This window comes from Pseudomonas gingeri, from assembly GCF_013385635.1.
Classification (GTDB): Bacteria; Pseudomonadota; Gammaproteobacteria; order Pseudomonadales; family Pseudomonadaceae; genus Aquipseudomonas; species Aquipseudomonas gingeri_A.
The window spans coordinates 1-22,514 of the sequence record NZ_JACAPR010000019.1; the positions used below are offsets into that span (position 1 = coordinate 1).

Annotated in this window: 17 protein-coding genes; 8 read left to right on the forward strand and 9 right to left on the reverse strand. The window is 63.1% G+C overall.

Annotated elements, in window-relative coordinates; genetic code table 11:
• On the forward strand, positions 1-187 hold a 187-nt coding region (locus HX851_RS33480; RefSeq protein ID WP_218173515.1), incomplete at its 5' end, for a hypothetical protein.
• A gap of 19 nt (positions 188-206) precedes the next feature.
• Here the strand turns inward: HX851_RS33480 and HX851_RS23805 are convergent.
• Complete coding sequence (locus HX851_RS23805) at positions 207-1,121, reverse strand: LysR family transcriptional regulator (RefSeq protein WP_256262351.1); 915 nt, start codon at positions 1,119-1,121, stop codon at positions 207-209.
• A gap of 312 nt (positions 1,122-1,433) precedes the next feature.
• Here HX851_RS23805 and HX851_RS23810 point away from each other — a divergent pair, with 312 nt between their 5' ends.
• From HX851_RS23810 to HX851_RS23830, 5 genes are all read left to right on the forward strand, one after another.
• Positions 1,434-2,456, forward strand: a complete 1,023-nt coding sequence (locus HX851_RS23810) for a zinc-dependent alcohol dehydrogenase family protein (protein WP_017127248.1) — start codon at positions 1,434-1,436, stop codon at positions 2,454-2,456.
• Between the two features lie 601 nt (positions 2,457-3,057).
• A complete protein-coding gene (locus HX851_RS23815) occupies positions 3,058-4,548 on the forward strand; it encodes a hypothetical protein (protein WP_177056959.1) in 1,491 nt (496 codons plus the stop codon).
• An 11-nt stretch (positions 4,549-4,559) separates the two neighbouring features.
• The gene (locus HX851_RS23820; RefSeq protein ID WP_177056958.1) at positions 4,560-6,026 is read left to right on the forward strand and encodes an aminotransferase-like domain-containing protein; all 1,467 of its coding nucleotides are present in this window, start codon (positions 4,560-4,562) and stop codon (positions 6,024-6,026) included.
• A gap of 105 nt (positions 6,027-6,131) precedes the next feature.
• Positions 6,132-7,784 carry a VRR-NUC domain-containing protein gene (locus HX851_RS23825; RefSeq protein WP_177056957.1) on the forward strand — a complete coding sequence of 551 codons (1,653 nt, stop codon included), beginning with the start codon at positions 6,132-6,134 and terminating at the stop codon, positions 7,782-7,784.
• Positions 7,781-10,030 (forward strand): ATP-dependent DNA helicase, encoded by a 2,250-nt coding sequence (locus HX851_RS23830; protein WP_177066032.1) that lies wholly within the window; start codon positions 7,781-7,783, stop codon positions 10,028-10,030. The genes HX851_RS23825 and HX851_RS23830 overlap by 4 nt, the downstream gene beginning before the upstream one ends.
• Here the strand turns inward: HX851_RS23830 and ispC are convergent.
• The 8 genes from ispC to HX851_RS44910 form a co-directional block, all read right to left on the reverse strand.
• Positions 10,004-11,185: a 1-deoxy-D-xylulose-5-phosphate reductoisomerase gene (ispC, locus tag HX851_RS23835; protein WP_256262838.1), complete on the reverse strand. Its 1,182-nt coding sequence runs from the start codon at positions 11,183-11,185 to the stop codon at positions 10,004-10,006. The two genes, HX851_RS23830 and ispC, sit on opposite strands and share 27 nt — an antisense overlap.
• Complete coding sequence (locus tag HX851_RS23840) at positions 11,182-12,150, reverse strand: terpene synthase family protein (protein WP_177066034.1); 969 nt, start codon at positions 12,148-12,150, stop codon at positions 11,182-11,184. Before HX851_RS23840 ends, ispC begins: the two co-directional genes overlap by 4 nt.
• Before the next feature lie 26 nt (positions 12,151-12,176).
• Complete coding sequence (ispG, locus tag HX851_RS23845) at positions 12,177-13,460, reverse strand: flavodoxin-dependent (E)-4-hydroxy-3-methylbut-2-enyl-diphosphate synthase (RefSeq protein ID WP_177066035.1); 1,284 nt, start codon at positions 13,458-13,460, stop codon at positions 12,177-12,179.
• Positions 13,457-14,446: a terpene synthase family protein gene (locus tag HX851_RS23850; RefSeq protein ID WP_177066036.1), complete on the reverse strand. Its 990-nt coding sequence runs from the start codon at positions 14,444-14,446 to the stop codon at positions 13,457-13,459. Before HX851_RS23850 ends, ispG begins: the two co-directional genes overlap by 4 nt.
• 23 nt (positions 14,447-14,469) lie before the next feature.
• Positions 14,470-15,402, reverse strand: coding sequence for a 4-hydroxy-3-methylbut-2-enyl diphosphate reductase (ispH, locus tag HX851_RS23855; RefSeq protein ID WP_177066037.1), 933 nt, complete (start codon positions 15,400-15,402; stop codon positions 14,470-14,472).
• A complete protein-coding gene (gene dxs / locus HX851_RS23860) occupies positions 15,399-17,336 on the reverse strand; it encodes a 1-deoxy-D-xylulose-5-phosphate synthase (protein WP_177066038.1) in 1,938 nt (645 codons plus the stop codon). Before dxs ends, ispH begins: the two co-directional genes overlap by 4 nt.
• A 106-nt stretch (positions 17,337-17,442) precedes the next feature.
• Positions 17,443-18,009, reverse strand: a complete 567-nt coding sequence (gene idi, locus HX851_RS23865; RefSeq protein ID WP_017127237.1) for an isopentenyl-diphosphate Delta-isomerase — start codon at positions 18,007-18,009, stop codon at positions 17,443-17,445.
• An 89-nt stretch (positions 18,010-18,098) separates the two neighbouring features.
• A complete protein-coding gene (locus HX851_RS44910) occupies positions 18,099-18,227 on the reverse strand; it encodes a hypothetical protein (protein ID WP_256262834.1) in 129 nt (42 codons plus the stop codon).
• A gap of 88 nt (positions 18,228-18,315) precedes the next feature.
• Between HX851_RS44910 and HX851_RS23870 the strand changes: the two genes are divergently transcribed.
• Both HX851_RS23870 and HX851_RS23875 read left to right on the forward strand, forming a co-directional pair.
• A complete protein-coding gene (locus HX851_RS23870; protein ID WP_369680905.1) occupies positions 18,316-19,437 on the forward strand; it encodes an efflux RND transporter periplasmic adaptor subunit in 1,122 nt (373 codons plus the stop codon).
• A gap of 10 nt (positions 19,438-19,447) precedes the next feature.
• Positions 19,448-22,513: an efflux RND transporter permease subunit gene (locus HX851_RS23875; RefSeq protein WP_177066039.1), complete on the forward strand. Its 3,066-nt coding sequence runs from the start codon at positions 19,448-19,450 to the stop codon at positions 22,511-22,513.
• Position 22,514 lies beyond the last annotated feature (1 nt).

Genomic DNA, 22,514 nt, shown 5'->3' on the forward strand with positions numbered 1-22,514 from the left:
CTTTCATGGGGCTCGTTCAGTGGGAACAACAACGGGTGACTTTTCTAGAAGGGAACTGTTGACCTCAGACTGGGGGCATCCTTTTCAAACCATCCAAAGCATGCCCTCAGATGTGCCCCCAATGAAGCAATCCACTGGAAGTGAATGGAGCTCTATGGTTCGTGGAATGGCAAAAATGATCAAATGAACAGCCTGCCAGAAGACGTCTAGAGACTGTCAGGGTCCCCGCAGAACATCTGGATCCGCGAGCGCAGCCAGCGCTCTCCCGGATCGTTGTCCTGGGAGCCGCGCCAGGCCATGTGCAGTTCGAAGCTCTGCACTGGCAGCGGCGGGTCCTCGGCCCGTACCCCGCCAGCGGAGGTCAGGGCATCGGCGGTGTAGTCCGGCACGGTGGCGACGATATCGGTGCCACTGATCAGGGTGCTCAGGCCGTTGAACTGCGGGACTGCGAGCACCACATGCCGTTTGCGACCGAGCTTTTCCAGTTCGGTATCGATAAAGCCGCTCAGGTCTCCGGCAAAGGATACCAGCGCATGGGGCCGCGCACAGAAGTCGTCCAGCGACAGCGGGCCGGGCATGCTGTCGGCGCGCAGCAGTTTCGGCGAACTGCGCCGCAGCACCTTGCGCTTGGCGTTGGCCGGTAGGTCGGTGGTGTAGCAGACGCCGATGGAAATCTCGCCGGAGCCCAGCTTGGCCGGGATCAGCAGGTAGTTGACACGGCGGATCACCAGCACGATACCCGGGGCTTCGGCCCGCAGGCGCTTGAGCAACTGCGGCAACAGGGCGAACTCGACGTCGTCGGACAGGCCGATTCGGAACACCGAGGTACTGGTCGCCGGATCGAATTCGGAGGCACGGCTTACCGCGGTGGAAATCGAATCCAGCGCCGGCGAGAGCAGGGCGAAGATCTCCACGGCGCGGGCCGAAGGCTCCATGCTGCGGCCGGTGCGCACGAACAGCGGGTCATCGAACAGGCTGCGCAGGCGCGACAAGGCCGCACTGATGGCCGGCTGACCGAGGAACAGCTTTTCCGCCGCTCGGGTTACGCTCCGTTCGTGCATCAGGGTTTCGAAGACAATCAGCAGGTTCAGATCGACGCGGCGCAGGTCGTTACGGTTCATCGGGCTCGCTTCACAGGTCGGTCAATAACGAATGAGGTGAATCTTACGGGCAAAGGCGCCTGATTCGCACTGGAAAAATGAACTTTCCTTTTATGAGTCAGGGCCATGGCAGCCGCTGAAACCCGGGGTCCAGTTTTTTTCCTGCGGGAAAAAACCGCCTTTCCTGCCGTCTTCAGCCCCGCTTGCCGACATTGTGTACAATGCCCCCCCAATCAATGACAGGCATGTCGACTATTAATGGGCACGGATAGTCTTCAGGGGAAAGCCCGGATAGAGTTCGTGTCATTAGAGGTTCATTTGGCGAGGTTTGCGATGTCACGCACGATCCGTTTTCACAAGTTTGGTCCGGCCGAGGTGCTCAAATGCGAAGAGCATACGGCCACTCTGCCTGCACCGGGTGAAGTGCAGGTGCGTGTCGAAGCGATTGGCATCAGCTGGTATGACGTGCTCTGGCGGCAGAACCTGGCGTCGTCCCATGCCCGCCTGCCGGCCGGTATCGGTCATGAAATGGCCGGTGTGGTCACGGCCGTCGGTGATGGCGTGGACGATCTGTCGATCGGTGACAAGGTCGCCAGCTTCCCGGCACAGAGCCCCAACGACTACCCGGTATACGGTGAACTGATCGTCCTGCCGCGTTCGGCCCTGACCCGTTACCCGGATGTGTTGACGCCGGTCCAGGCCAGTGTCCACTACACGCCGTTGCTGATTGCCTATTTCGCCTATGTTGACCTGGCACGGGTCAAGCCGGGGCAGTTTGCCCTGATCACCGACGCCAGCCATTGCGCCGGGCCATCCTTCGTGCAACTGGGCAAGGCCCTGGGCGTGAAGGTGATCGCCGCGACCAAGACCGCCGAAGAACGGGATTTCCTGATTGCCCTGGGTGCCGAGAAAGTTATCGTCACCGAAGAGCAGGACCTGCTCATGCAGATCAACAAGTACACCGACGGTCGTGGCGTCGACATGGTCTTCGACGGCCTCGGTGGGCCGCAGATGTCGATGCTCGGCGATGTCCTCGCCCCCCGTGGCAGTCTGGTGCTCTATGGCCTGCAAGGTGGCAACCAGACACCGTTCCCGGCCTGTGCCGCGTTCCAGAAGAACATTCAGTTCTTCGTGCACTGCATCGGCAACTTCACCGGCAAGCCGGAACTGGGCATCGTCCAGGACGAGGCGGCTGTACAGCGGGCCTTGCGCGATATCAACCAACTGACGGCGGATCGTGTCCTGCCGCCCCTGGAAATCCGCGCTTTCCCTTTCGACGAGTTTGTCGAGGCGCATCGTTACATGGACGCTTGTCCATGCCGTGGACGGGTGGCATTGCAGGTCGATCCGGCCTGATGTAACGCTCGCAATCATCAAGCCCCGTATCAGTCGACTGATACGGGGCTTTTTATTTTGTCCAACAAATTATTGAACTTTTTGTACGAAAGTTGCCCGCTGAAATTGCTTCTTGCGGCAACTGAACCGGTTTTTTTCAAAATTCTGTATCTGTTAATCGCCCTGTAAGCACTGATAATTAACCGGTAACTTTCAGCTCAAGGAATGAGTCATGAACGAGTTTCAGTTGTTGTACCGGTGCGATGCAATTGCACAAGCTTCAGTCAGGGCGTTCGCGGGGAGTTGGCGCAAACAAGGGGGCTCGAGACGCTGAGCTCTTTCTCATTAGAATTTGTTTGTGTGATCAATAGTTGTAGGTAAGTGTAAGAATATTCCTAGGAAGTTCTTATCGCCGCAAGGATCTCCCACCGTTGACCGGCAATTCAGTGACTTTGGTCACACTCGCATATCCTTGCTGTGGATGTTACAGGTCTGGAGTAATACTCTTGTTGTGATTCAGCTTGTCTAATAAAGGACGGCGAATACGCTCCTGAACATAACACGCGTTGATAATGACGAGCGCCGGTTGCCCGACACTGAACCCAACCCAGGTGTAAAGGCTATGAGCTCTATTCACGAGCAGGCAATGAACTATGTCTATCAACAGGTTCTACAGCGGTTGATGAGTTACTTCAGCCGTGCCGAACGTATCGCATTGCAATTGTTGATCCAGCGCTTGATCGTGGCCGCGGGCGGCATCGAGCGTATCGGTGAGTTCAAGGTCATGGTGCCCCATGGTGGCGGCAAGGACAGCAGTTATACGCTGGCTTTCCTGCGTGCCGCCCAGTTGAGCATCGCCGGGCGTTCCCCGGCCACGTTCAACCTGCGTATCGCCACCCTGCGTCATGCCGGCGTGACCACCACGGTCATGCACAATATCCACCGTGGCTACTGTGCGCTGTTCGTCTATGACGACCCGCGCGTGGAGCTGCTGATGGTGGACAATAAACATGTCCGCCCATTTCACCACCGCACGCCGATGTCCGATCTCAATCGCGACCTCAATCGACGCAACCTGCTGATGAACGGCCACCTGACGGCGGGTGACGGCCGGGCGACGTTCTGCAACAGTTGCTACCTGTCGATGGCGGATTTTCATGAGCGCGCGAGCGCCTGGGACAAGGGCATCAGTGCCCTGGTCATCGGCGATCCGCCGCGGGAGCAGAAGCAGTACCTGACCTGGCTGCTGCGTTCGACCGAGCGGCCTGACCGGAACCGCCAGGGTGGGCGCCCGCTGGAGTTCGACGAGGCCGTGCGGACCTGCAATGAGCTGAGCCTGGAATACTATCGGGAGCTGTACGGCGACACCCCGGCACAACCCCAGGGCCCGGCCATCGGCCACGCCAGCACGCCCATGCTGGTGAGTGTCTATGACTTGGTGGGCAGCAGCATCGAGCAGCGCTGGCCGTTGCTGACCGAATTCCTCGGGTTTCGCTTCGATGACCTGGCTTTCCACTTCAGTGAGTCGGATTGCGCCAACCCCTTGCTGATGGCGCATATGCGCGGCTTGCAGGCGCAATACGTCAGGGGCTTGAGCTACCAGACGGGCATCACCGAGTACCTGCAACTGGCCGCGGTGATGATGCGCAAGAAACTCATGTCGGCGCGCCTGATCGAGCAGGCCCTGGCCGCCTACGACACCCCGGAAAAACTTCTCGAGCGTCGCTCCCTGGCCGGGGTGTATGCCCAGGAGGCCTATGGCCTGCGGGAAGAGCAACTGATCTGCCTGCTGTTCGCGCCGTTCGTCAACCAGGGGCGTGGCCTGGAGCTTTTCCTGCGGCACTGCCATCCGGGCATGCTGGTGGCGCTGCCGGAGCTGCATCGGGCCTTGTCGGCGCAGCCGAGCAGCGAGCAGGTCGAGCAGTGGCTGAAGGATGTCAGCGGCCTGACGCTTGAGCTGTTGCAGGACCTCTACCAGAAAACCCGGGTCGACTTCAGCACCGCCGGCTCGCTGATTGCCCGGGTGCGGGCTGGCGATCCGGATAAACATCGTATTGACATCATCAATCCCGACAACGGTGAAGTCTGCAAAGAAGTCCTGTCGGGGCGCTAAAAGGATTGGTATTGATAGCTTCAGAAACTTCCGAACCCGGTTCGACCCCAACCGAGCCCGGCGCGGTTCCAAGAACGCCCAGAGGACGCAAGCATTCCGACTTTGCCTACCAGTCGGTCTACCGTTACCTGGTCAGCCTGATCAACGAGGTGGAAACCGATGCACGGGTCAAGCTGCCCTCGCTGCGGCATCTGGCCGAACGGCTGAACGTGTCGATCTCGACCATCCAGTATGCCTACTCCTTACTGGAGAAGGAGGGACGGGTCTATTCCCAGGCCAAGTCGGGCTATTACGCGTTGCCGGTCTCCTGCAACGCGTTCGTCAGCGGCAGCGCCGACCTGCTGGAGCAGATGTATGTGCATTCGCGCCGTCCGGGAACCCTGGTGCTGAGCAGTGATGAACCGGCGTTGCTGTTGTCGCTGGACAATCCGCTGCTGCTGCTTGAGCGCGAACTGGTGCGCCAGTATCCGCGCCAGCAGCAGCCGCAGTTCCAGCCATTTGGCGAACTGGAGCTGCGCACGGCCCTGGCGGTGCGCTACACCACCTCGGCGCAGCGCTATTGGCATGCCGACGACGTCTATATCGGTGCCGATCTGCGCAGTGTCCTGGAAACGCTGATGGCGGCGCTGTCCCTGAAACAGGCGACGGTACTGGTCGAGTCGCCTTGTGACTGGGTGATCCTGCGGCTGTTGCAGGCCGGCGGGGTGAACGTGGTCGAACTGCCCCTGGACAGGCACGGCGCGTTTGACCTGGCAGGGTTCGAGCACCTGCTCCAGACCCAGCCGGTCAAGCTGTTGCTGATGTCCTCCAGGATCAATATGCCCTACGGCAGCCTGATGCCGCTGGAGCAGCGACAGCAGATCGCTCGGTTGCTGGAGCATTTCGGCGTCTGGTTGCTGGAGAACGACAGTCATGGCGAACTGGCCTTTAAAACCGGCGGCGTGTGTATGCGCGACCTGGTCGACCCTGATCGCCTGCTGGTCTTCGCCAGTTTCGAGCGTTTCATGGGCTGCGAAGCGCCATTCGGCTACCTGTTGTCACGGCATCTCGGAGTGGAGTTGCAGCGGCATTTCCTGCTGCGCTCGTTCCGCATGTCGCCCACGCGGCAGAAGGCGATTGCCCGCCTGTACAGCAGCGGACGCATCGACCAGCACCTCGGTACGCTGCGCCGGTTGCTCAACGAACGCATGCTGCAGGTCAGCCAGTTGCTGCGCGAGCGCCTGGCCGACAGCCTTGACTTCGTCACGCCCCAGGGCGGCGCCACCGTCTGGGCCCGGGCCGCACGCCCGACAGACATGCGCAAGGTGTTCGAGCGCCTGCTGGAGCAGAAGATCGTCATGGCCCCGGGCGAGTTGTTCAGCCTGCACGGGTTGCACCGCGATTGCCTGCGCCTGAGCACCACCTCCAACGGCCACCGCCATCTGGAGCAGGCCCTGGGCACGCTGGCCGACGCCTTGCGCCTGGAGTCGACCCCCTGAACGCATTGCCCGACCCGCCTTTTGTCCAATTGTGTTTGCCAGGCGCGGGGATGGCTGTTATCTGTATGTATAACCAGCATTCGATAACCGTGGTCCTGCCTGCCCGTGACGATCCAGCCCCTCGACGACCCGTTTTACTATTTGAACAATTTCCAGCGCGTGCTCGACTGGCTGGTACAGCGTTATGCCGATCTGCTGGACGAGCAGGAAAGGGCGTTCATCGACGATTTTTCCGGATTGCCCAAGGTTTCACGGGCTCTGCTGGTGCGCATGGTGATGCGCAAGGGCGAGCACTTTCGTGCCAGCAAGTTGAACTATGGGGAAATCGGCAGCAGCGAAGCGGCGGCGTTACCGCTGCTGGCCCTGGGCTGGGTCCGGGACGATAGCCCGTTGGAGTTGGGTGCGCTGTTCGCGGTTCTGCAAAAGGCCGAGATCGTGCAAGCCTTCGCGGATTTTATCGCGCAGCCCAAGGCCAGGAAAAGCGAGCTGCAGGTGGCCCTGGTCGACCAGTTCGGCGACGAGGCGCGTTCGTTCGCCCGGTGGTGCCCGCAGTTGCCTGACCGACTCTACAGCCTGCAGGTCATGGCGCTGTGCGACCGCCTGCGGCTGATGTTCTTCGGCAATCTCTACCAGGACTGGTCGGAGTTCGTGCTGGCTGACCTGGGCATCTTCAGTTACGAAAAGGTCGAGTTCTGCGCCGAGTCCCGCGGTTTGCGCAGTCGGGCCGACGTGGACGGCTACCTGCACCTGCACACGGCCCGTGAAGCCCTGGAGGCGGGGGTGGACAGCGCCCGGGTGCTGGAGCATATCCACCAGTTGCAGACCGACAACCCCTGGCTGGAGCGGCGGCGGGGCAAGCTGCTGTTTCAACTGGGCCAATACAGCGAGCGCCTGGAGGACCTGCCCGGCGCCCTGGCGATTTATGCCGGTTGCCAGTATCCCGGCGCGCGCCTGCGCAGCATCCGCGTGCTGGAGCGCCTGGGTGAGCATGAGCGGGCCATGGTGTTGGCTGGCGCGGCCGAGGCGGCGCCGGAGAGTGCCGAGGAGCAACAGCATCTGCAGCGGATCCTGCCAAGGCTGCGCCGCCGTCTCGGGTTGCCGGCGTTGCAGCGCAAGGCACCGACGCCGGTGACGCGGCTGGACTTCAACCTGAGCCATGAGCCGGAGGAGTCGGTCGAACAACGGGTTGCCCGGCATCTGCATGAGGATCATGCGCCGGTACACTTCGTGGAAAATACCCTGATCAACTCGTTGTTCGGCCTGCTGTGCTGGCCGGCGATTTTCGCACCGCTGCCGGGCGCGTTCTTCCATCCGTTCCAGAGCGGGCCGGCAGACCTGCACAGCGAGGACTTTCATCAGCGCCGGGCCGAGCTGTTTGCCGGCTGCCTGGAGCAACTGGCGGACCAGCGCTACAAACAGACCATCCGCAGCACCTTTGTCGCCAAATGGGGGCTGCAATCGCCCTTTGTGTTCTGGAACGTATTGACCGAGGAACTGCTGGAGCAGGCTCTGGAATGCCTGCCGGCGATTCATCTACAACACTGGTTCGAACGCCTGCTGCTGGATATCAAGGCCAACCGGGCCGGTATGCCCGACCTGATCCAGTTCTGGCCGGCGCAGCGGACCTATCGGATGATCGAAGTGAAGGGGCCGGGCGATCGCCTGCAGGACAACCAGCTGCGCTGGCTGGAGTTCTGTCACCAGCACCAGATGCCGATCGCCGTCTGCCATGTGCAATGGTCGGAGCCGGTCACTTGAGCTACAGCGTTGCCGTGCGGGCCCTGTGCGAATTCACCGCCAAGGTCGGCGACCTGGACCTGCGCTTCACCCCGTCACCGACCGCCCTGGAGGGTATTGCCGGTCACCGCACGGTGGCCGCGCGTCGCAACGAAGGTTATCGCGCCGAACTGGCGCTGGAAGGGCATTACCAGGGCCTGCGGGTCAGGGGCCGAGCGGATGGCTATGACCCGGTGCAAAACCAGTTGGAGGAGATCAAGACCTATCGCGGCGATCTCGCCACCCAGCCGGCCAACCATCGCCAGTTGCACTGGGCCCAGGCGCGGATCTACGGCTGGCTGGCCTGTGAGCACCTGCAATTGGCCGAAATCAACCTGGCGCTGGTTTATTTCGATATTCTCAGCGAAAAGGAAACCCTGCTGCGCGAAACCTGGACGTCCGCGGACCTCAGGGACTTCTTCGAACGGCAGTGCTCGCTGTTCCTGCACTGGGCCGACCAGGAAGCCGCCCATCGCAGTGCCCGTGACCTGGCGGCGCAGGCGCTGGCGTTCCCCCATGGCGATTTCCGCCCCGGCCAGCGCAGCCTGGCGGAAACGGTGTACAAGGCGGTGAGCACCGGTCGCTGCCTGATGGCCCAGGCCCCGACCGGTATCGGCAAGACCATCGGCACGCTGTTTCCCATGCTCAAGGCCCTGGCGCCACAGCAACTGGACAAGGTGTTTTTCCTGACGGCCAAGACCCCGGGGCGCCAGCTTGCCCTCGATGCGGCGCGGATCCTGCACGACAGCCGTCCCGGCCTGCCGCTGCGGGTGCTGGAGCTGGTGGCCCGGGACAAGGCCTGCGAGCATCCGGACAAAGCCTGTCATGGCGATGCCTGCCCGTTGGCGCGGGGTTTCTACGATCGTTTGCCGGCCGCGCGCCAGGCCGCGGCCGCCGTGGCGCTGCTCGATCGCCAGGCCCTGCGGGAGATCGCCCTGGCCCACGGCATCTGCCCGTATTACCTGAGCCAGGAAATGGCGCGCTGGGCCGACTGGGTGGTCGCCGACTACAACTACTACTTCGACTTCAGTGCACTGCTGTTCGGCCTGGCCCAGGCCAACCAGTGGCGGGTAGCGACGCTGGTGGACGAGGCGCACAACCTGGTGGAGCGCGGGCGCCAGATGTATAGCGCCAGCCTGGACCAGTACAACCTCGTCCAGTTGCGTCAGAACGCGCCGGAACCCCTGAAGAAATCGCTGCAACGGCTCAACCGCGAGTGGAATGCCCTGCACAAGGAGCAGGTCGCGACCTACCAGGCCAGTGCCCAGGCTCCGACCCGGCTGCTGCAGGCGATGTCCCTGTGTATCTCGGCCATGGGCGACTACCTCAACGAACACCCGCAAGGGGTGGACGCCGAACTCCAGGCGTTCTACTTCGACCTCCTGCAATTCACCCGGGTCGGGGAACTGTTCGACGAGCATTTCATTTTCGATATCAGCCTGCGTGAGCACGGCCGGCGACGTCTGTCGCAGCTGTGCCTGCGCAATGTCGTGCCGGCCGCCTTTATCCGCCCACGGCTGACCGCCGCCCGCAGCAGCGTGCTGTTTTCCGCGACCCTGAGCCCCAGGCATTACTACGCCGACCTGCTGGGGCTGCCGGCCGATACCGCCTGGATCGATGTCGAGTCGCCGTTCCGCCGCGAACAGCTTGAACTGCGGATAGTCAGCGAGATATCCACGCGCTTCGTCCATCGCCAGGCCTCCCTGGCGCCCATCGTCGAGTTGCTGGCCGGGCAGTTCGCGCAACGCCCCGGTAACTACCTGGCGTTCTTCAGCAGCTTCGACTACCTGCAGCAGGTGGTGCAGTTGCTGGCCGAGCGGCATCCAAGGATTGCGCTCTGGCAACAGGAACGGCGCATGGAAGAGGCCCAGCGCCAGGCCTTTCTCGAACAATTCACCGAACACAGCCAGGGCATCGGCTTCGCGGTACTGGGCGGGGCCTTCGGCGAGGGCATCGACTTGCCCGGCCAGCGCCTGATCGGCGCCTTTATCGCGACCCTGGGCCTGCCGCAACTGAATCCGGTCAATGAACAGATCAAGCAGCGCATGGCGGCGCTGTTCGGCTCCGGGTATGACTACACCTACCTGTATCCCGGGCTGCAGAAAGTCGTGCAGGCGGCGGGGCGGGTGATCCGCAGCCAGCAGGATCGCGGCGTGGTGATGCTGATCGACGACCGTTTTGCCGAGGCCGGGGTCCGGCAGTTATTGCCGCGCTGGTGGCAGGCCTGACAGCCGCGTTGCCCTGGCACGTGCCTGGCGGTCGGTTTCCTCGATTGCCTCAAGGCTGTCCATTGCCACCGAAACTGTCTGTTCCAGGGTTTGTGCGACAACACGGGTGATATCGTTGAAGGCCAGCGAGCCCGCGAGAAAGGCCGCTACCGCCACTTCATTGGCTGCATTGAGCACCACGCTGAGTTCACAGCCGTCCCGGGCTACTTCAAGGGCCAGGCGCAGGCAGGGGAATCGCACCAGGTCCGGGCGGGCAAAGACTAGCGGCTCGCAACGCGTCAGGTCCAGCGGGTCGACGCCGGAGTCGATACGTCGTGGATAGGCCAGGGCCTGGGCGATAGGCGTGCGCATATCGGGATTGCCCAGTTGCGCCAGTACCGACTGGTCGGCATACACCACCATCGAGTGCACGATGCTTTGCGGATGAATCAGCACCTCGATCCGCTCGGCGGGCATAGCGAACAGCCAGCGTGCTTCGATCACCTCCAGCCCCTTGTTCATCATGGTCGCGCAGTCCACCGAGATTTTGCGCCCCATGCGCCACTTCGGATGGGCGCAGGCCTGGTCGGGGGTGACGCTGTCCAGGGTGTCCAGCGGCCGGGTCAGGAAAGGCCCGCCGGAAGCGGTGAGGATCAGGCGTTCGGGACGGACTTCGGGGTGGCTCGACAGGCATTGGAAGATCGCATTGTGTTCGCTGTCGACCGGCAATAACTGGGCTTTCGATTCGATGACGCTGGCCATGAACAGCGCGCCGGACATCACCAGTGCTTCCTTGTTGGCCAGCAGGATGCGCTTGCCGGCTTGTGCGGCGGCCAATGTCGAGGCCAACCCGGCGGCGCCGACAATAGCTGCGACCACGGTGTCGCATTCACTGGCGCGGGCCACGTCTACCAGCGCCTGCGGCCCATGCAGCACCTCGGTGTTCTGCCCAAGGGCCAGCAGCCACGCCGACAACCGTGCGGCGGCCGCCGCATCGGCAACGACGGCGACTTCGGGCCTGAAGGCCAGGCATTGCCGGCACAGCTTGTCGATATTGTGATGCGCGGTCAGGGCGAACACGGAAAGCTGTTCGGGATGCCGAGCCACCAGATCCAGGGTACTGTCGCCGATGGAGCCGGTGGCCCCCAGGAGTGCAAGACGTTGCGGCATGATCAGGACTCCTGATGGCCTTGGGGATAGTAACGGCCGGATAGGCGGGTCCAGGCGGTATTGCCATGTACCCAGTCGATGGTGCCTTGGACCAGGGCCTTTTCCTGTGGGGTGCAATGAGGCGAAGCCTGGATGCTCCGAGCCAGGTCGGACATGGCCACCAGGCCTTGTCGATACAGATCGACCGCGGCGAGGAACGCATCCTCCAGGAGCAGTTGCCGTTCCTGCTGGAGCACCGCCACCAGATTCAGCGGGTCGTGACTGGCGGTCTCCTTGGTGTACGAGTGCAGATCGTTGACCCAGGCGGTCAGTTGTGCGCAGTGTTCGCGGAACGCGATCAGCGGCGCGCGAAGCGGCAAGGGCAGAGGGTTCATTTCCAGCAGGATCAGATCAAACACCGGGAGTGCGCCGATGGACCAGGTGCGTAGTCGGATATAAGCGTCCAGGGTCGGGCAGAGCCCCGATTGGCGGTAGGGCAGTTCGAACAGGCAACCGCTGAAATAGTCCCCCATGCTCTGCGCGAACAGCCTTTGCCAAAGAGGTTGGCCCAGTGCTGAAAAACGTGCGTTCAGGTCAGCCAATGCGCCGTGGAATGGCAAAGGCTCAAGGAGAGGCGGTTGCCCGGTCCTGAGGGTTTCCATGCAACTGTCGAAAACCCGTGCCATCGTGATGGCCTCCTGGCCCTCGCCATATTGGTCGTCGAAGAGAAATAACCAGCCGATCAATTCCGCACCCAGGATTACCTTTTCTGGGGGCGCGTGGGGATAGGTATGCCCGGCGAATGCGCCGCACTTGATCCGTTTGAAGCGCTCGAGTGCTTCATCGCCCCTGGCCAGGTGGAAACGCTGCACCCAGCGCATGGCCTCGACCTCAGCCAAAGGCGCATGGGGATTGACCCGCACTTCGTCGTGGGGAAGGGTCTCGATCACCTGCTGCAGGTGTCGCGGTAATGTCGAGCGTGAGCCTGGCATAGTGAGGGTTCCGGTCGTGCGGTGATTCACAGCACACGTACTCTGCCCAGATGCACCAGGAGTTCGTCCAGCTGTCGCCGTGCAGACTCCTGCCGGCCATAGCGAGCAGCGACATAGGCCTCAAGCAGTTGGATGAAGTCCTGGGCGATACCTGGCCCCTTGAGTGTCAACACGCGTTCGCCGTCAATGTAGACGGGAGCCGAAGGGTGTTCTCCGGCACCGGGCAGCGAGACGCCGATATCCGCCAGGCGGCTTTCGCCCGGACCGTTCACTACGCAGCCCATGACGGCGACATGCATCTGCTCGACCCCGTGGAATCGGGATTTCCAGAGGGGCATCTGCGTTACCAGATGATGTTCGATCTGTTGAGCCAGCCGCTGGAAGAAATCACTGGTGGTACGCCCACAGCCGGGACAGGCGACTACGGTCGGGGTGAACGCCCGCAAGCCCATGGTCTGCAGGATCTGCTGGGCGACCTGCACCTCGCGGGTGCGGTCCCCGCCGGGTTCGGGGGTGAGGGAAATCCGCAGCGTGTCGCCGATGCCTTCCTGGAGCAGAACCGCCAGGGCGGTGGAGGAGGCGACGATCCCCTTCGAGCCCATGCCGGCTTCGGTCAGGCCCAGGTGCAGGGGGAAGTCGCAACGGGCGGCGAGGTCGCGGTACACGGCAATCAGGTCCTGGACATGGCTGACCTTGGCCGACAGCACGATCCGCTCCGCCGGCAGGCCGACTGCAATGGCCCGTTGCGCATTCTCCAGCGCCGACACCACCAGCGCTTCGCGCATCACCGCGTCGGCGGCCAGCGGTTGGGCCAGTGCCGCATTGCTGTCCATCATGCGCGCCAGCAGGTCCGGATCGAGACTGCCCCAGTTGACCCCGATGCGCACCGGTTTGTCGTAGCGGCAGGCGATTTCGATCATCTCGCAGAACTGCTCGTCGCGACGGGCGCCCTTGCCGACATTGCCGGGGTTGATCCGGTACTTGTCCAGGGCTTGCGCGCACTCGGGATAGGTCGCCAGCAGCCGGTGGCCGTTGAAATGAAAGTCACCCACCAGCGGCACCCCGATCTGCCGGGCATCGAGCAAATCGCGGATCTTCGCCACCTGGGACGCCGCTTCATGGCCGTTCACCGTGATGCGCACCAGTTCGGCGCCGGCCAGGGCCAACTGTTCGACCTGGGCGGCGGTGGCCCGGGCATCGGCGGTATCGGTATTGGTCATGGCCTGGACCACGATCGGGCTGGCGCTGCCCAGGCTGACCGGTCCGATAGCGACCTGGCGGGTCTGGCGGCGGGTGATCAGGGGATTCATCGACGAGCCTCCTCGGTGAAGCACGGGGCGTTGTAGCGGGGAACCTCCAGTGACCAGTCGAGATTGCCGCTCATCCAGTTTTCCAGCGTATCGGCATAACGCTCGATCGCCTGGCGTTCGAGATCGGTATAGCGCTGCTGATCGAGAAACGCCGGCAGCCGTTCCCGCGCCTGCTCGAACGCCCGGACACGGGAAGTCACCAGGCCATTGACGAACGCCATGGCCTCGCGGACCGACAGGCCCAGGTGATGCCGGCAGACCACCACATAATTGTTGATTTCATCGAAACGGCTTTCCTTGGCGTAGGAAAAAATATCATTGACCAGGACCAGCACATCGCTGGTGCTCTGTTGCAAGGCCTGGAAAGGCCGGGTACGGCAGAAGGCCTCGGGCAATTCGGCATGGTTGGCATATTCGCCGGCGCTGAACATCAACTGGCTGGCGCCGGTATAGCGCCGGACCAGAGCGAAGGCCAGCAGGTCTGGCACCACGCCAGCGGCGCGGATCTCGACTTCTTTCAGGACCGCATCGAAGTAGGCCCGGATCTCGCCGAGGAAACGTCGCTGCCCGGCGGTACTCAGGCCGCGCCGGATCGAGCCGATCAGGGCGCCCCCGGCCAACTCCAGGCCCGGTTTGGCGGCGGGCGCCAGCGGGTCTTGCGCCAACTGCGAAAACAGGCGTTCCAGCAGGGCCTCGGTCGCGATCACATGATGGTTCAGTTCCCCCTGGTCGAGGGCATCGTCCAGCAGGAAAAGCCAGCTCATCAGACTGATCATGTGTTCCAGCCCGGTGGCATCCACATCAGGGAAAACCCTGGCGTTCAGTTCGCCGAAGCACCCGCTGTCCAGTATCTGGCGTGTCGCGGGGTCGATCAGGCCCATCGACTCCAGCCAGGCGTCGGAGGCTCGGCTGGCATGCTCCAGATGCGGGTTGATCCGCGAGGCAAAGGGCAGGTGAATCGGTGGTCGATCGAATGCAGGGATCATGTCGGCTCCTATGCCCTGATGGTTTAGCGGCTGCGGGCGATCAGCCCGTCCGGCAGATTGAATTGCACCCGTTCCTCGCGACCGGGCAGGGTAGTGATCGTCAGCGGTGCCAGCTTGCCAAGGGCGGCAATCACGTCCTCGACCAGCGCCTCGGGCGTCGAGGCCCCTGCGGTGATCCCGACGGTCTCGATATCGCGAAACCACTGCCGGTCCAGTTCGCTGCCATCGGCCACCCGGTAGGCCGGCACGCCGGTTTCATCGGCAAGCGTGTGCAAGGTCACGGTATTGGCGCTGTTCGCCGCGCCCACCACCAGCATCAGGTCGACACACTGGCTGAGGCTGCGCAAGGCGTTCTGGCGGTTCTGCACGGCGTAGCAGATATCGCGGGTATCCGGGCCGACGATGCCCGGGTAGCGCCGTTGCAGGGCCAGGACCACGACGCGGGTGTCATCGACGCTGAGGGTGGTCTGGGTGATATAGGCCAGCGGCGTATCGGGCGCGAAGGGCAGCGCCTGCACCTGTTCCACGTCGCGCACCACGACAACCGGAGCGGGAACCTGCCCGAGAATACCGATCACCTCGGGATGCCCGACGTCACCGATCAGGACCACCTGATAACCTTTGGCGGCGTACTGACGGCCCTGGTTATGCACCTTGGCGACCAGCGGGCAGGTGGCATCCAGCACCCGCAACTGGCGCTGGCGCGCGGCGTCTTCGACGACCCTGGCCACGCCATGGGCACTGAACACCGCGATGGCCTCGATCGGTACTTCGTCCAGCTCGTCGACGAAGATCGCCCCCTGGGCCTTCAGACTGTCGACCACATGGCGGTTATGCACGATCTCGTGTCGTACATACACCGGCACGCCATACTGCTCCAGGGCCAGTTCGACGATATCGATCGCCCGCACCACGCCGGCACAGAAACCACGGGGTTGGGCCAGGATGACGTTCATGGGTGACCTCCGCCCATGGCCTGCCAGCGAATCTCGCCTGCACGCAAGGACGCCTCCTGCGCACGGCTGACCTGTCCGCAAAAGACCTGGACCGCCGCGACAATGCCTGCGGCGTCCAGGCCGCAGGCACCGAGCAACTGTTCCGGGGTGCCATGCTCGATGAACTGATCGTCGAAACCCAGTTGCAGCAGCTTGTGCGACACCACCGAAGCGGCCAGGTGTTCGAGACAGGCGCTGCCGGCACCACCTTTCACACAGCCTTCCTCAACCGTCACCAGCAGGTCGTGACTGCCGGCCAGGCTTTCTATCAGGTCGACATCCAGGGGCTTGACGTAACGCATGTTGGCCACCGTCGCGTCCAGGACCTCGGCGGCGCCCAGGCTGGGCAACAGCATGGAACCAAAGGCGAGAATGGCGATTCGCAAACCCTGGGTCCGGGTCGATTGCCGACGGATTTCACCACGGCCCAGGGGCATGGCGTTCAGCTCGACCAGCGTCGCGGCGCCGCTACCGGCACCACGCGGATAACGTACCGCCACGGGGCCGTTCTGCTGCAGGGCGGTGTGCAGCATCTGCCGGCATTCGTTTTCGTCCGCCGGGGCCATGATCACCAGGTTGGGCACGCAGCGCAGGTAAGCGATATCGAACGCCCCGGTGTGGGTGGCGCCGTCGGCCCCGACAATCCCGGCGCGGTCGATGGCGAGCAGTACCGGCAGATTCTGCAGGGCGATATCGTGGATCAACTGGTCGTAGGCGCGCTGGAGGAAGGTCGAGTAGATGGCGACCACCGGTTTCAGGCCTTCGGTCGCCAGGCCCGCGGCAAAGGTCAGGGCGTGCTGCTCGGCGATGCCGACATCGAAGTAACGGTCGGGGAAACGCCGCTCGAACTCCACCAGCCCCGAACCTTCACGCATGGCCGGGGTGATCGCGACGACGCGCGGGTCGAGCGCGGCCTCATCGCACAGCCAGTTGCCGAAGACCTGGGTGTAGCTCTGGCGGCCGGGTATTGCCGGCTGGATACCCTGCTCCGGATTGAACTTCCCGGGCCCGTGGTACAGCACCGGATCGCTGGCCGCCGGGCTGTAGCCGTGGCCCTTTTCGGTGACGATATGCAGCAACTGCGGGCCGCGCCGGCTTTTCAGGGCCTGCAACGCCGGAATCAGCTCGCCCAGATCATGCCCGTCGACGGGACCGGTGTAATCGAAGCCCAGGGCCTCGAACAGCGTCGCCGACAATTTCTGCCCGGTGAGCTGTGCTAAGAATGCGGGGACGGACCCTTCGCCTGCCGCCGTTTCCTCGCGCAGGATGCGCTTGATGGCGGCCCTGGCCGAAGACGTGCAGCGATGGGCGGTGAGTCTTCCCAGGTAGTGGCGCAACGCGCCGACGGCGGGGGAGATCGACATATCGTTGTCGTTGAGGATCACCAGGAACGGCAGGTCCTGATGCAGGCCGGCGTTGTTCATGGCCTCGTAGGCCATGCCGCCGCTCAGGGCGCCGTCGCCGATGACCGCGATGCCATGCCGGTGCTCGCCTTTGTTGCGTGCCCCCAGGGCCATGCCCAGGGCCGCGGAAATCGAAGTGCTGGAGTGAGCGGTGCCGAAGGTGTCGTACTCGGACTCCTGGCGTCGGGGAAAACCGGATATCCCGCCCAGTTGGCGAATGCCTGCCATGGCCTCGCGGCGCCCGGTGAGGATCTTGTGCGGGTAGGACTGGTGCCCGACATCCCAGACGATCCGGTCATGGGGGGTGTCGAACACATAGTGCAGGGCAATGGCCAGTTCCACGGTGCCCAGGTTGGCCGACAGATGCCCGCCGGTTCGTGAAACGCTGTGCAGGATAAAGGCTCGCAGCTCATCGGCGACTGTCGACAGCGCCCTGGGATGCAGTGCCCGTAAATCGTCCGGGCTGTCGATGGTGTTCAGTAGCTCGAACATGTCATGCTCCTCCGTCCCTGGGTCGCCCCGGCAATACCCGGGGTGGGCGCGATCGGCAACAAGGTCGCCCACGCGTCGTGCGCGTAACGTTTCATGAACGGGATCTCTAGAGTGCCAGATGACTGGTCGAGGGGAGCGTGACCGCCAGCTTTTGCCAGGTGCGCAGGCTCGCGAGGGTGTAGGTGTCGAAGATCCTGCGGAACCAGACCGTGTACCGCTCCGGGGCGGCGGCAATGCAATGCGGAATCTCGGAGAGGGTCATCCACTCCCAGGACAGGGCTTCATCGGGATTGGCTACGGGCAGAGCATCGCTGATGCCGACGAACAGATGGTCGAATTCATGTTCGATCAGATCGTTCGAGACCTGTTCCCGATAGAGCAGGGACGCCACTTTCTTCAGCGGGCAGGCCAGGCCCATTTCCTCGAACAGGCGTCGCTGCGCGGCGGCATGGGTCTGTTCGCCGACGCGCGGATGGCCGCAGCAGGTGTTGGTCCACAGGCCTTGCGAATGGTATTTGCCGAGGGCCCGTTGCTGCAGCAGCAAGCGATCGTAGCCGTCGAAGATGAAGATCGAGAAGGCCCGATGTCGCAAGCCTTGTTGATGGATGAACAGCTTGTGCGCACTGCCGGTTTCGCAATCATCCTCATCGACCAGAATGAGGGTTTCTTCCATGACGCGGACTCCATGATGTCTTTGTCACTGGACGGAACTGCAGACCAGAATACGTGGGGGGGAACCTCGGTTGTCTTGCAACCGTACCCTTAGACAGTAGATCGCGTCTGCCCAAGCGCAAGGGCAGACGGACATTCGGCCTGGCCGTTCGTCACTTCCTTGACTGACAAGAGTTTCACGATCCCCATCGCCGGCAGAAAGCTGCCGTTCAGGTTCATGGGTGCAACCTCGATAGCAGACTAACCTTCAGTGCATCGGGGTGGTGTCCGCTGCGCAGGCGCCAGCGAGGCCCCCGGGGAGACAAGAGTGAAGAGCAGCAAGGGAACCTGGATTTTGCTGGTCGTCGTGGCGCTCGCGCTCCTGGCAGGCGGTTGGGCGCTTTATCACGGTTTGCACACGCCCAGGGGCAAACCTCCGTCGCCGGGCGATCCGGTGACGGCCGTCGCCGTCAAGCTGATGGACGTCCCGGTGTATATCGACGCCCTGGGTACGGTGACGCCGACGCGCAGTGTGACGGTGGTCAGCCAGGTATCCGGGATCCTCGCCTCGGTTGACTTCAAGGAAGGCCAGCGGGTCTCCAAGGACCAGGTGGTGGCGCGCATCGATGACCGCGCACTGAAGGCTCAACTGGCGCAGGCCAGGGGCGTCCTGGCCCACGACCAGGCGGTGCTGGTCAATGCCCAGCGCGACCTCGCGCGTTTTCGCGAACTGATCAAGGTCGGTTCGGTCAGCCAGCAGACCCTCGATACCCAGGTCGCCACGGTCCAGGAACAACAGGGCACGGTGGCCGCGGATGACGGCGCGGTGCAGAACCTGCAAGTGCAACTGGGCTACTGCACCATCACCTCGCCGGTCGATGGCATCGTCGGCCTGCGCCTGGTGGACCCCGGCAACTTCGTCACCGCCGGCAGCACCACGGGTATCGCGGTGATCACCCAGATGAACCCGGCGACGGTGGTCTTCGCGGTGCCTGAAGACGATCTTGGCGCCATTGACCAGGCCATGGCCAAGGGCACGGTCCAGGTACTGGCCTACGACCGCAACAAGCACGACCTGCTGGCCAGCGGCACCTTGCTGGCCCTGGACAACCAAGTCGATACCAGCACCGGTACCGTCAGGGTCAAGGCGCAGTTCGACGATGCGGGACACGCGCTGTTTCCCAACCAGTTCGTCAATGCCCGGCTCAAGGCCGACACCCTGCGACAGGTGGCGGTGGTGCCGACCCTGGCGATCCAGCACGGCAGCAAGGGCGATTTCGTCTTTGTGGTGCAGGGCAACAAGGCCAGCCTGCGCACGATCAAGAGCGGGCCCATCAGTGGCGACCTCACGGCGGTCCTGGAAAACGGCGTGAAAGCCGGCGAGCAGGTAATTACCGAAGGCGCGGACAAACTGGACAACGGCTCCACGGTGAAGGTGGTCGGCCAGTGAGGGTTTGTCCATGAACATCTCACGTCCCTTTATCGAACGCCCCATCGCGACCACGCTGCTGATGGTTGCCGTTTTCCTCATCGGACTGCTCGGCTACCACTTCCTGTCGGTCTCGGCGTTGCCGGAAGTCGATTACCCGACCATTCAGGTCTTCACCCAATACCCGGGCGCCAGCCCGGATGTGATCAGTTCCTCGATCACCGCACCGCTGGAGCGCCAGTTCGGCGAAATGCCCGGCCTCAAATCGATGAGTTCCACCAGCTCCGACGGCGCCTCGGTGATTACCCTGCAATTCGACCTGGCGCTGTCGCTGGATATCGCCGAACAGGAAGTGCAGGCCTCGATCAACGCCGCCGGCACTTTCCTGCCGGCCAACCTGCCGTATCCGCCGGTGTACAGCAAGGTCAACCCGGCCGATGCACCGGTGCTGACGTTGTCGCTGACCTCCGATGTCCTGCCGCTGACCAGGATCGAAGACCTGGCCGATACCCGCCTGGCCCAGAAGATCTCGCAGATTTCCGGCGTCGGGCTGGTCACCATCAGCGGCGGCCAGCGTCCGGCGGTGCGGATCGAAGCCAATACGTCGGCACTGAACAGCCTTGGCCTGTCTCTGGAGGATCTGCGCGGTTCTCTCGGCACGGCCAACGTCAACCAGGCCAAGGGCAATATCGACGGCAAGTTCCAGGCGTTCTCCATCGGTGCCAATGACCAGTTGCAGTCAGCCGACGAATACCGCGACCTGGTAATCGGCTACAAGAATGGCGCGCCGATCCGCCTGGCGCAGATCGCCAGTTCGGTGCAGGGCGCGGAAAACCCCCGGCAGGCGGCCTGGACCAACGATATGCCGTCGATCGTACTGAACATCCAACGCCAGCCGGGAGCGAACGTGATCCAGGTGGTCGACCGGGTCCGGCAACTGTTGCCCAAGCTGCGCGCCAGCCTGCCGGGCACCCTGAAAGTCAGCGTACTGACCGACCGCACCCAGACCATTCGCGCCTCGGTCACCGATGTCCAGTACGAACTGGCGGTCGCGGTAGTGCTGGTGGTGCTGGTGATCTTCCTGTTCCTGCGCAATGTCCCGGCCACGGTGATTCCCGCCGTCACCGTGCCCCTGACCCTGGTCGGCACCCTGGCGGTGGCCTACGCGCTGGGTTTTTCCCTGAACAACCTGACGCTGATGGCGCTGACCATCGCCATCGGCTTCGTGGTCGACGACGCCATCGTCATGATCGAGAACATCACCCGTTACCTGGAGGCGGGCGACACGCCGTTGCAGGCGGCGCTCAAGGGCTCGGCGCAGATCGGCTTCACCATCGTCTCGCTGTCGGTGGCACTGATCGCGGTGATGATCCCGCTGCTGTTCATGGGCGATGTGGTCGGCCGGCTGTTTCGCGAATTCGCCATGACGGTGGCGGTGACCATCGTGATCTCCGCGGTGATTTCCCTGACCCTGACGCCGATGATGTGTTCGCGCATGCTGCGCAACCACCCGGGGGAACGCCGCCCGGACTTTTTCGACCGGATCAACGGGTATTACGTGCGCGGTCTGGACTGGGTATTGCTGCACCGCACCCTGACCCTGCTGTCCATCGTGTTTACAGCGTTGCTGACCCTGCTGATCATCGTGATCATGCCCAAGGGCTTTTTCCCCGAGCAGGACACCGGGCTGATCCAGGGGATTTCCCAGGGTTCGCCGACCGTGTCGTTCCAGCAGATGCAGGCGCAGCAGCAGAAGCTGGCCGCGCGCATCCTCAAGGACCCGGCGGTGGCGAGCCTGTCGTCCTTTGTCGGGATCGACCAGACCAACCCGACCATCAACCAGGGCAACCTGCTGATCAACCTCAAGGACCGCGACCAGCGCGATAGTGCCGCGGCGGTGATCCGTCGGCTGTCCGACGCCAATGCCGACGACTCCGGGGTGCGCCTGTACCTGCACAGCGTGCAGGACCTGACGCTCGATGCGACGATAGCCACCACCAGTTATCGGCTCGGCTTGCAGGCCACCGACCCGCAAGTGCTGGAGCAATGGACCGCCAAGCTGTTGGCGGCCATCGGCAAGGATCCGCTGTTCAGCGATGTGCAAAGCCAGGCGCTGCAGTTCGGCAACCAGATCCAGATCACCATCGACCGCGCCACGGCGTCACGGCTGGGGGTGACGCCGCAGGCCATCGACGACGTGCTGTATGACGCCTTCGGCCAGCGCCAGGTCTCGACCATCTATACCCAGCTCAACCAGTATCACGTGGTGATGGCCAGCGACCGGCCGCCGCGCAATCTCGCCGACCTGCTGAGCGGGCTGTATGTCACCACCAGCAGCGGTGCGGTCGCGCCCCTGGCGAGCATGGCCACCCAGCAGGTGATCCGCACGCCGATCACCATCAACCGGCTGGGCCAGTTCCCCTATGCCGACATTTCGTTCAACCTGGCTCCCGGACAGACCCTGGGCGCGGCGGTGACGCGCCTGGCGCGGATCGAACAGGATGTCGGCCTGCCCGTGACGGTCCAGGCCAATCTCGAAGGCGCGGCGGCGACCTTCCAGTCCTCGCTGTCGAACCAGGTGTTCCTGGTGCTGGCGGCGATTGTCGTGGTGTATCTGATGCTGGGTATTCTTTACGAAAGCTTCGTGCACCCGGTGACCATCCTCTCGACCCTGCTGTCGGCGGCCCTGGGTGCCTTGCTGGCCTTGCTGGTGACGGGGACCCAGTTCGACATCATCGGCCTGATCGGCATCGTCCTGCTGATCGGTATCGTCATGAAGAACGGCATCATGATGGTCGACTTTGCCCTGGAATTGCAGCGCAAGGAGGGCCTGGATCCGGTGGCGGCGATCCGCCAGGCGGCGGAACTGCGTTTCCGGCCGATCCTGATGACGTCCATGGCGTCGTTGTTCGGTGCGGTACCGCTGGCCCTGGGCAGCGGCATCGGTTCGGAACTGCGCCATCCGCTGGGTATCGCGATCATCGGCGGACTGCTGCTCAGCCAGTTGCTGACGCTGTTTTCCACACCGGTGATTTTCCTGGCGATGAACCAGTTGGAACGACGCTTCGGCAAGCGCCGTAGCGAGGCTGAGGGCTGAT

Bases quoted from the DNA above. Each gene is read 5' to 3' on its own strand.
- HX851_RS23810 (WP_017127248.1), top strand. From the start codon at position 1,434: ATGTCACGCACGATCCGTTTTCACAAGTTTGGTCCGGCCGAGGTGCTC.
- idi (WP_017127237.1), bottom strand. From the start codon at position 18,009: ATGGAAGAAACCCTCATTCTGGTCGATGAGGATGATTGCGAAACCGGC.
- dxs (WP_177066038.1), bottom strand. From the start codon at position 17,336: ATGTTCGAGCTACTGAACACCATCGACAGCCCGGACGATTTACGGGCA.
- HX851_RS23875 (WP_177066039.1), top strand. From the start codon at position 19,448: ATGAACATCTCACGTCCCTTTATCGAACGCCCCATCGCGACCACGCTG.
- HX851_RS23840 (WP_177066034.1), bottom strand. From the start codon at position 12,150: ATGCCAGGCTCACGCTCGACATTACCGCGACACCTGCAGCAGGTGATC.
- ispH (WP_177066037.1), bottom strand. From the start codon at position 15,402: ATGAACGTCATCCTGGCCCAACCCCGTGGTTTCTGTGCCGGCGTGGTG.
- HX851_RS44910 (WP_256262834.1), bottom strand. From the start codon at position 18,227: ATGAACCTGAACGGCAGCTTTCTGCCGGCGATGGGGATCGTGAAACTC.
- HX851_RS23805 (WP_256262351.1), bottom strand. From the start codon at position 1,121: ATGAACCGTAACGACCTGCGCCGCGTCGATCTGAACCTGCTGATTGTC.
- ispG (WP_177066035.1), bottom strand. From the start codon at position 13,460: ATGAATCCCCTGATCACCCGCCGCCAGACCCGCCAGGTCGCTATCGGA.
- HX851_RS23815 (WP_177056959.1), top strand. From the start codon at position 3,058: ATGAGCTCTATTCACGAGCAGGCAATGAACTATGTCTATCAACAGGTT.
- HX851_RS23850 (WP_177066036.1), bottom strand. From the start codon at position 14,446: ATGATCCCTGCATTCGATCGACCACCGATTCACCTGCCCTTTGCCTCG.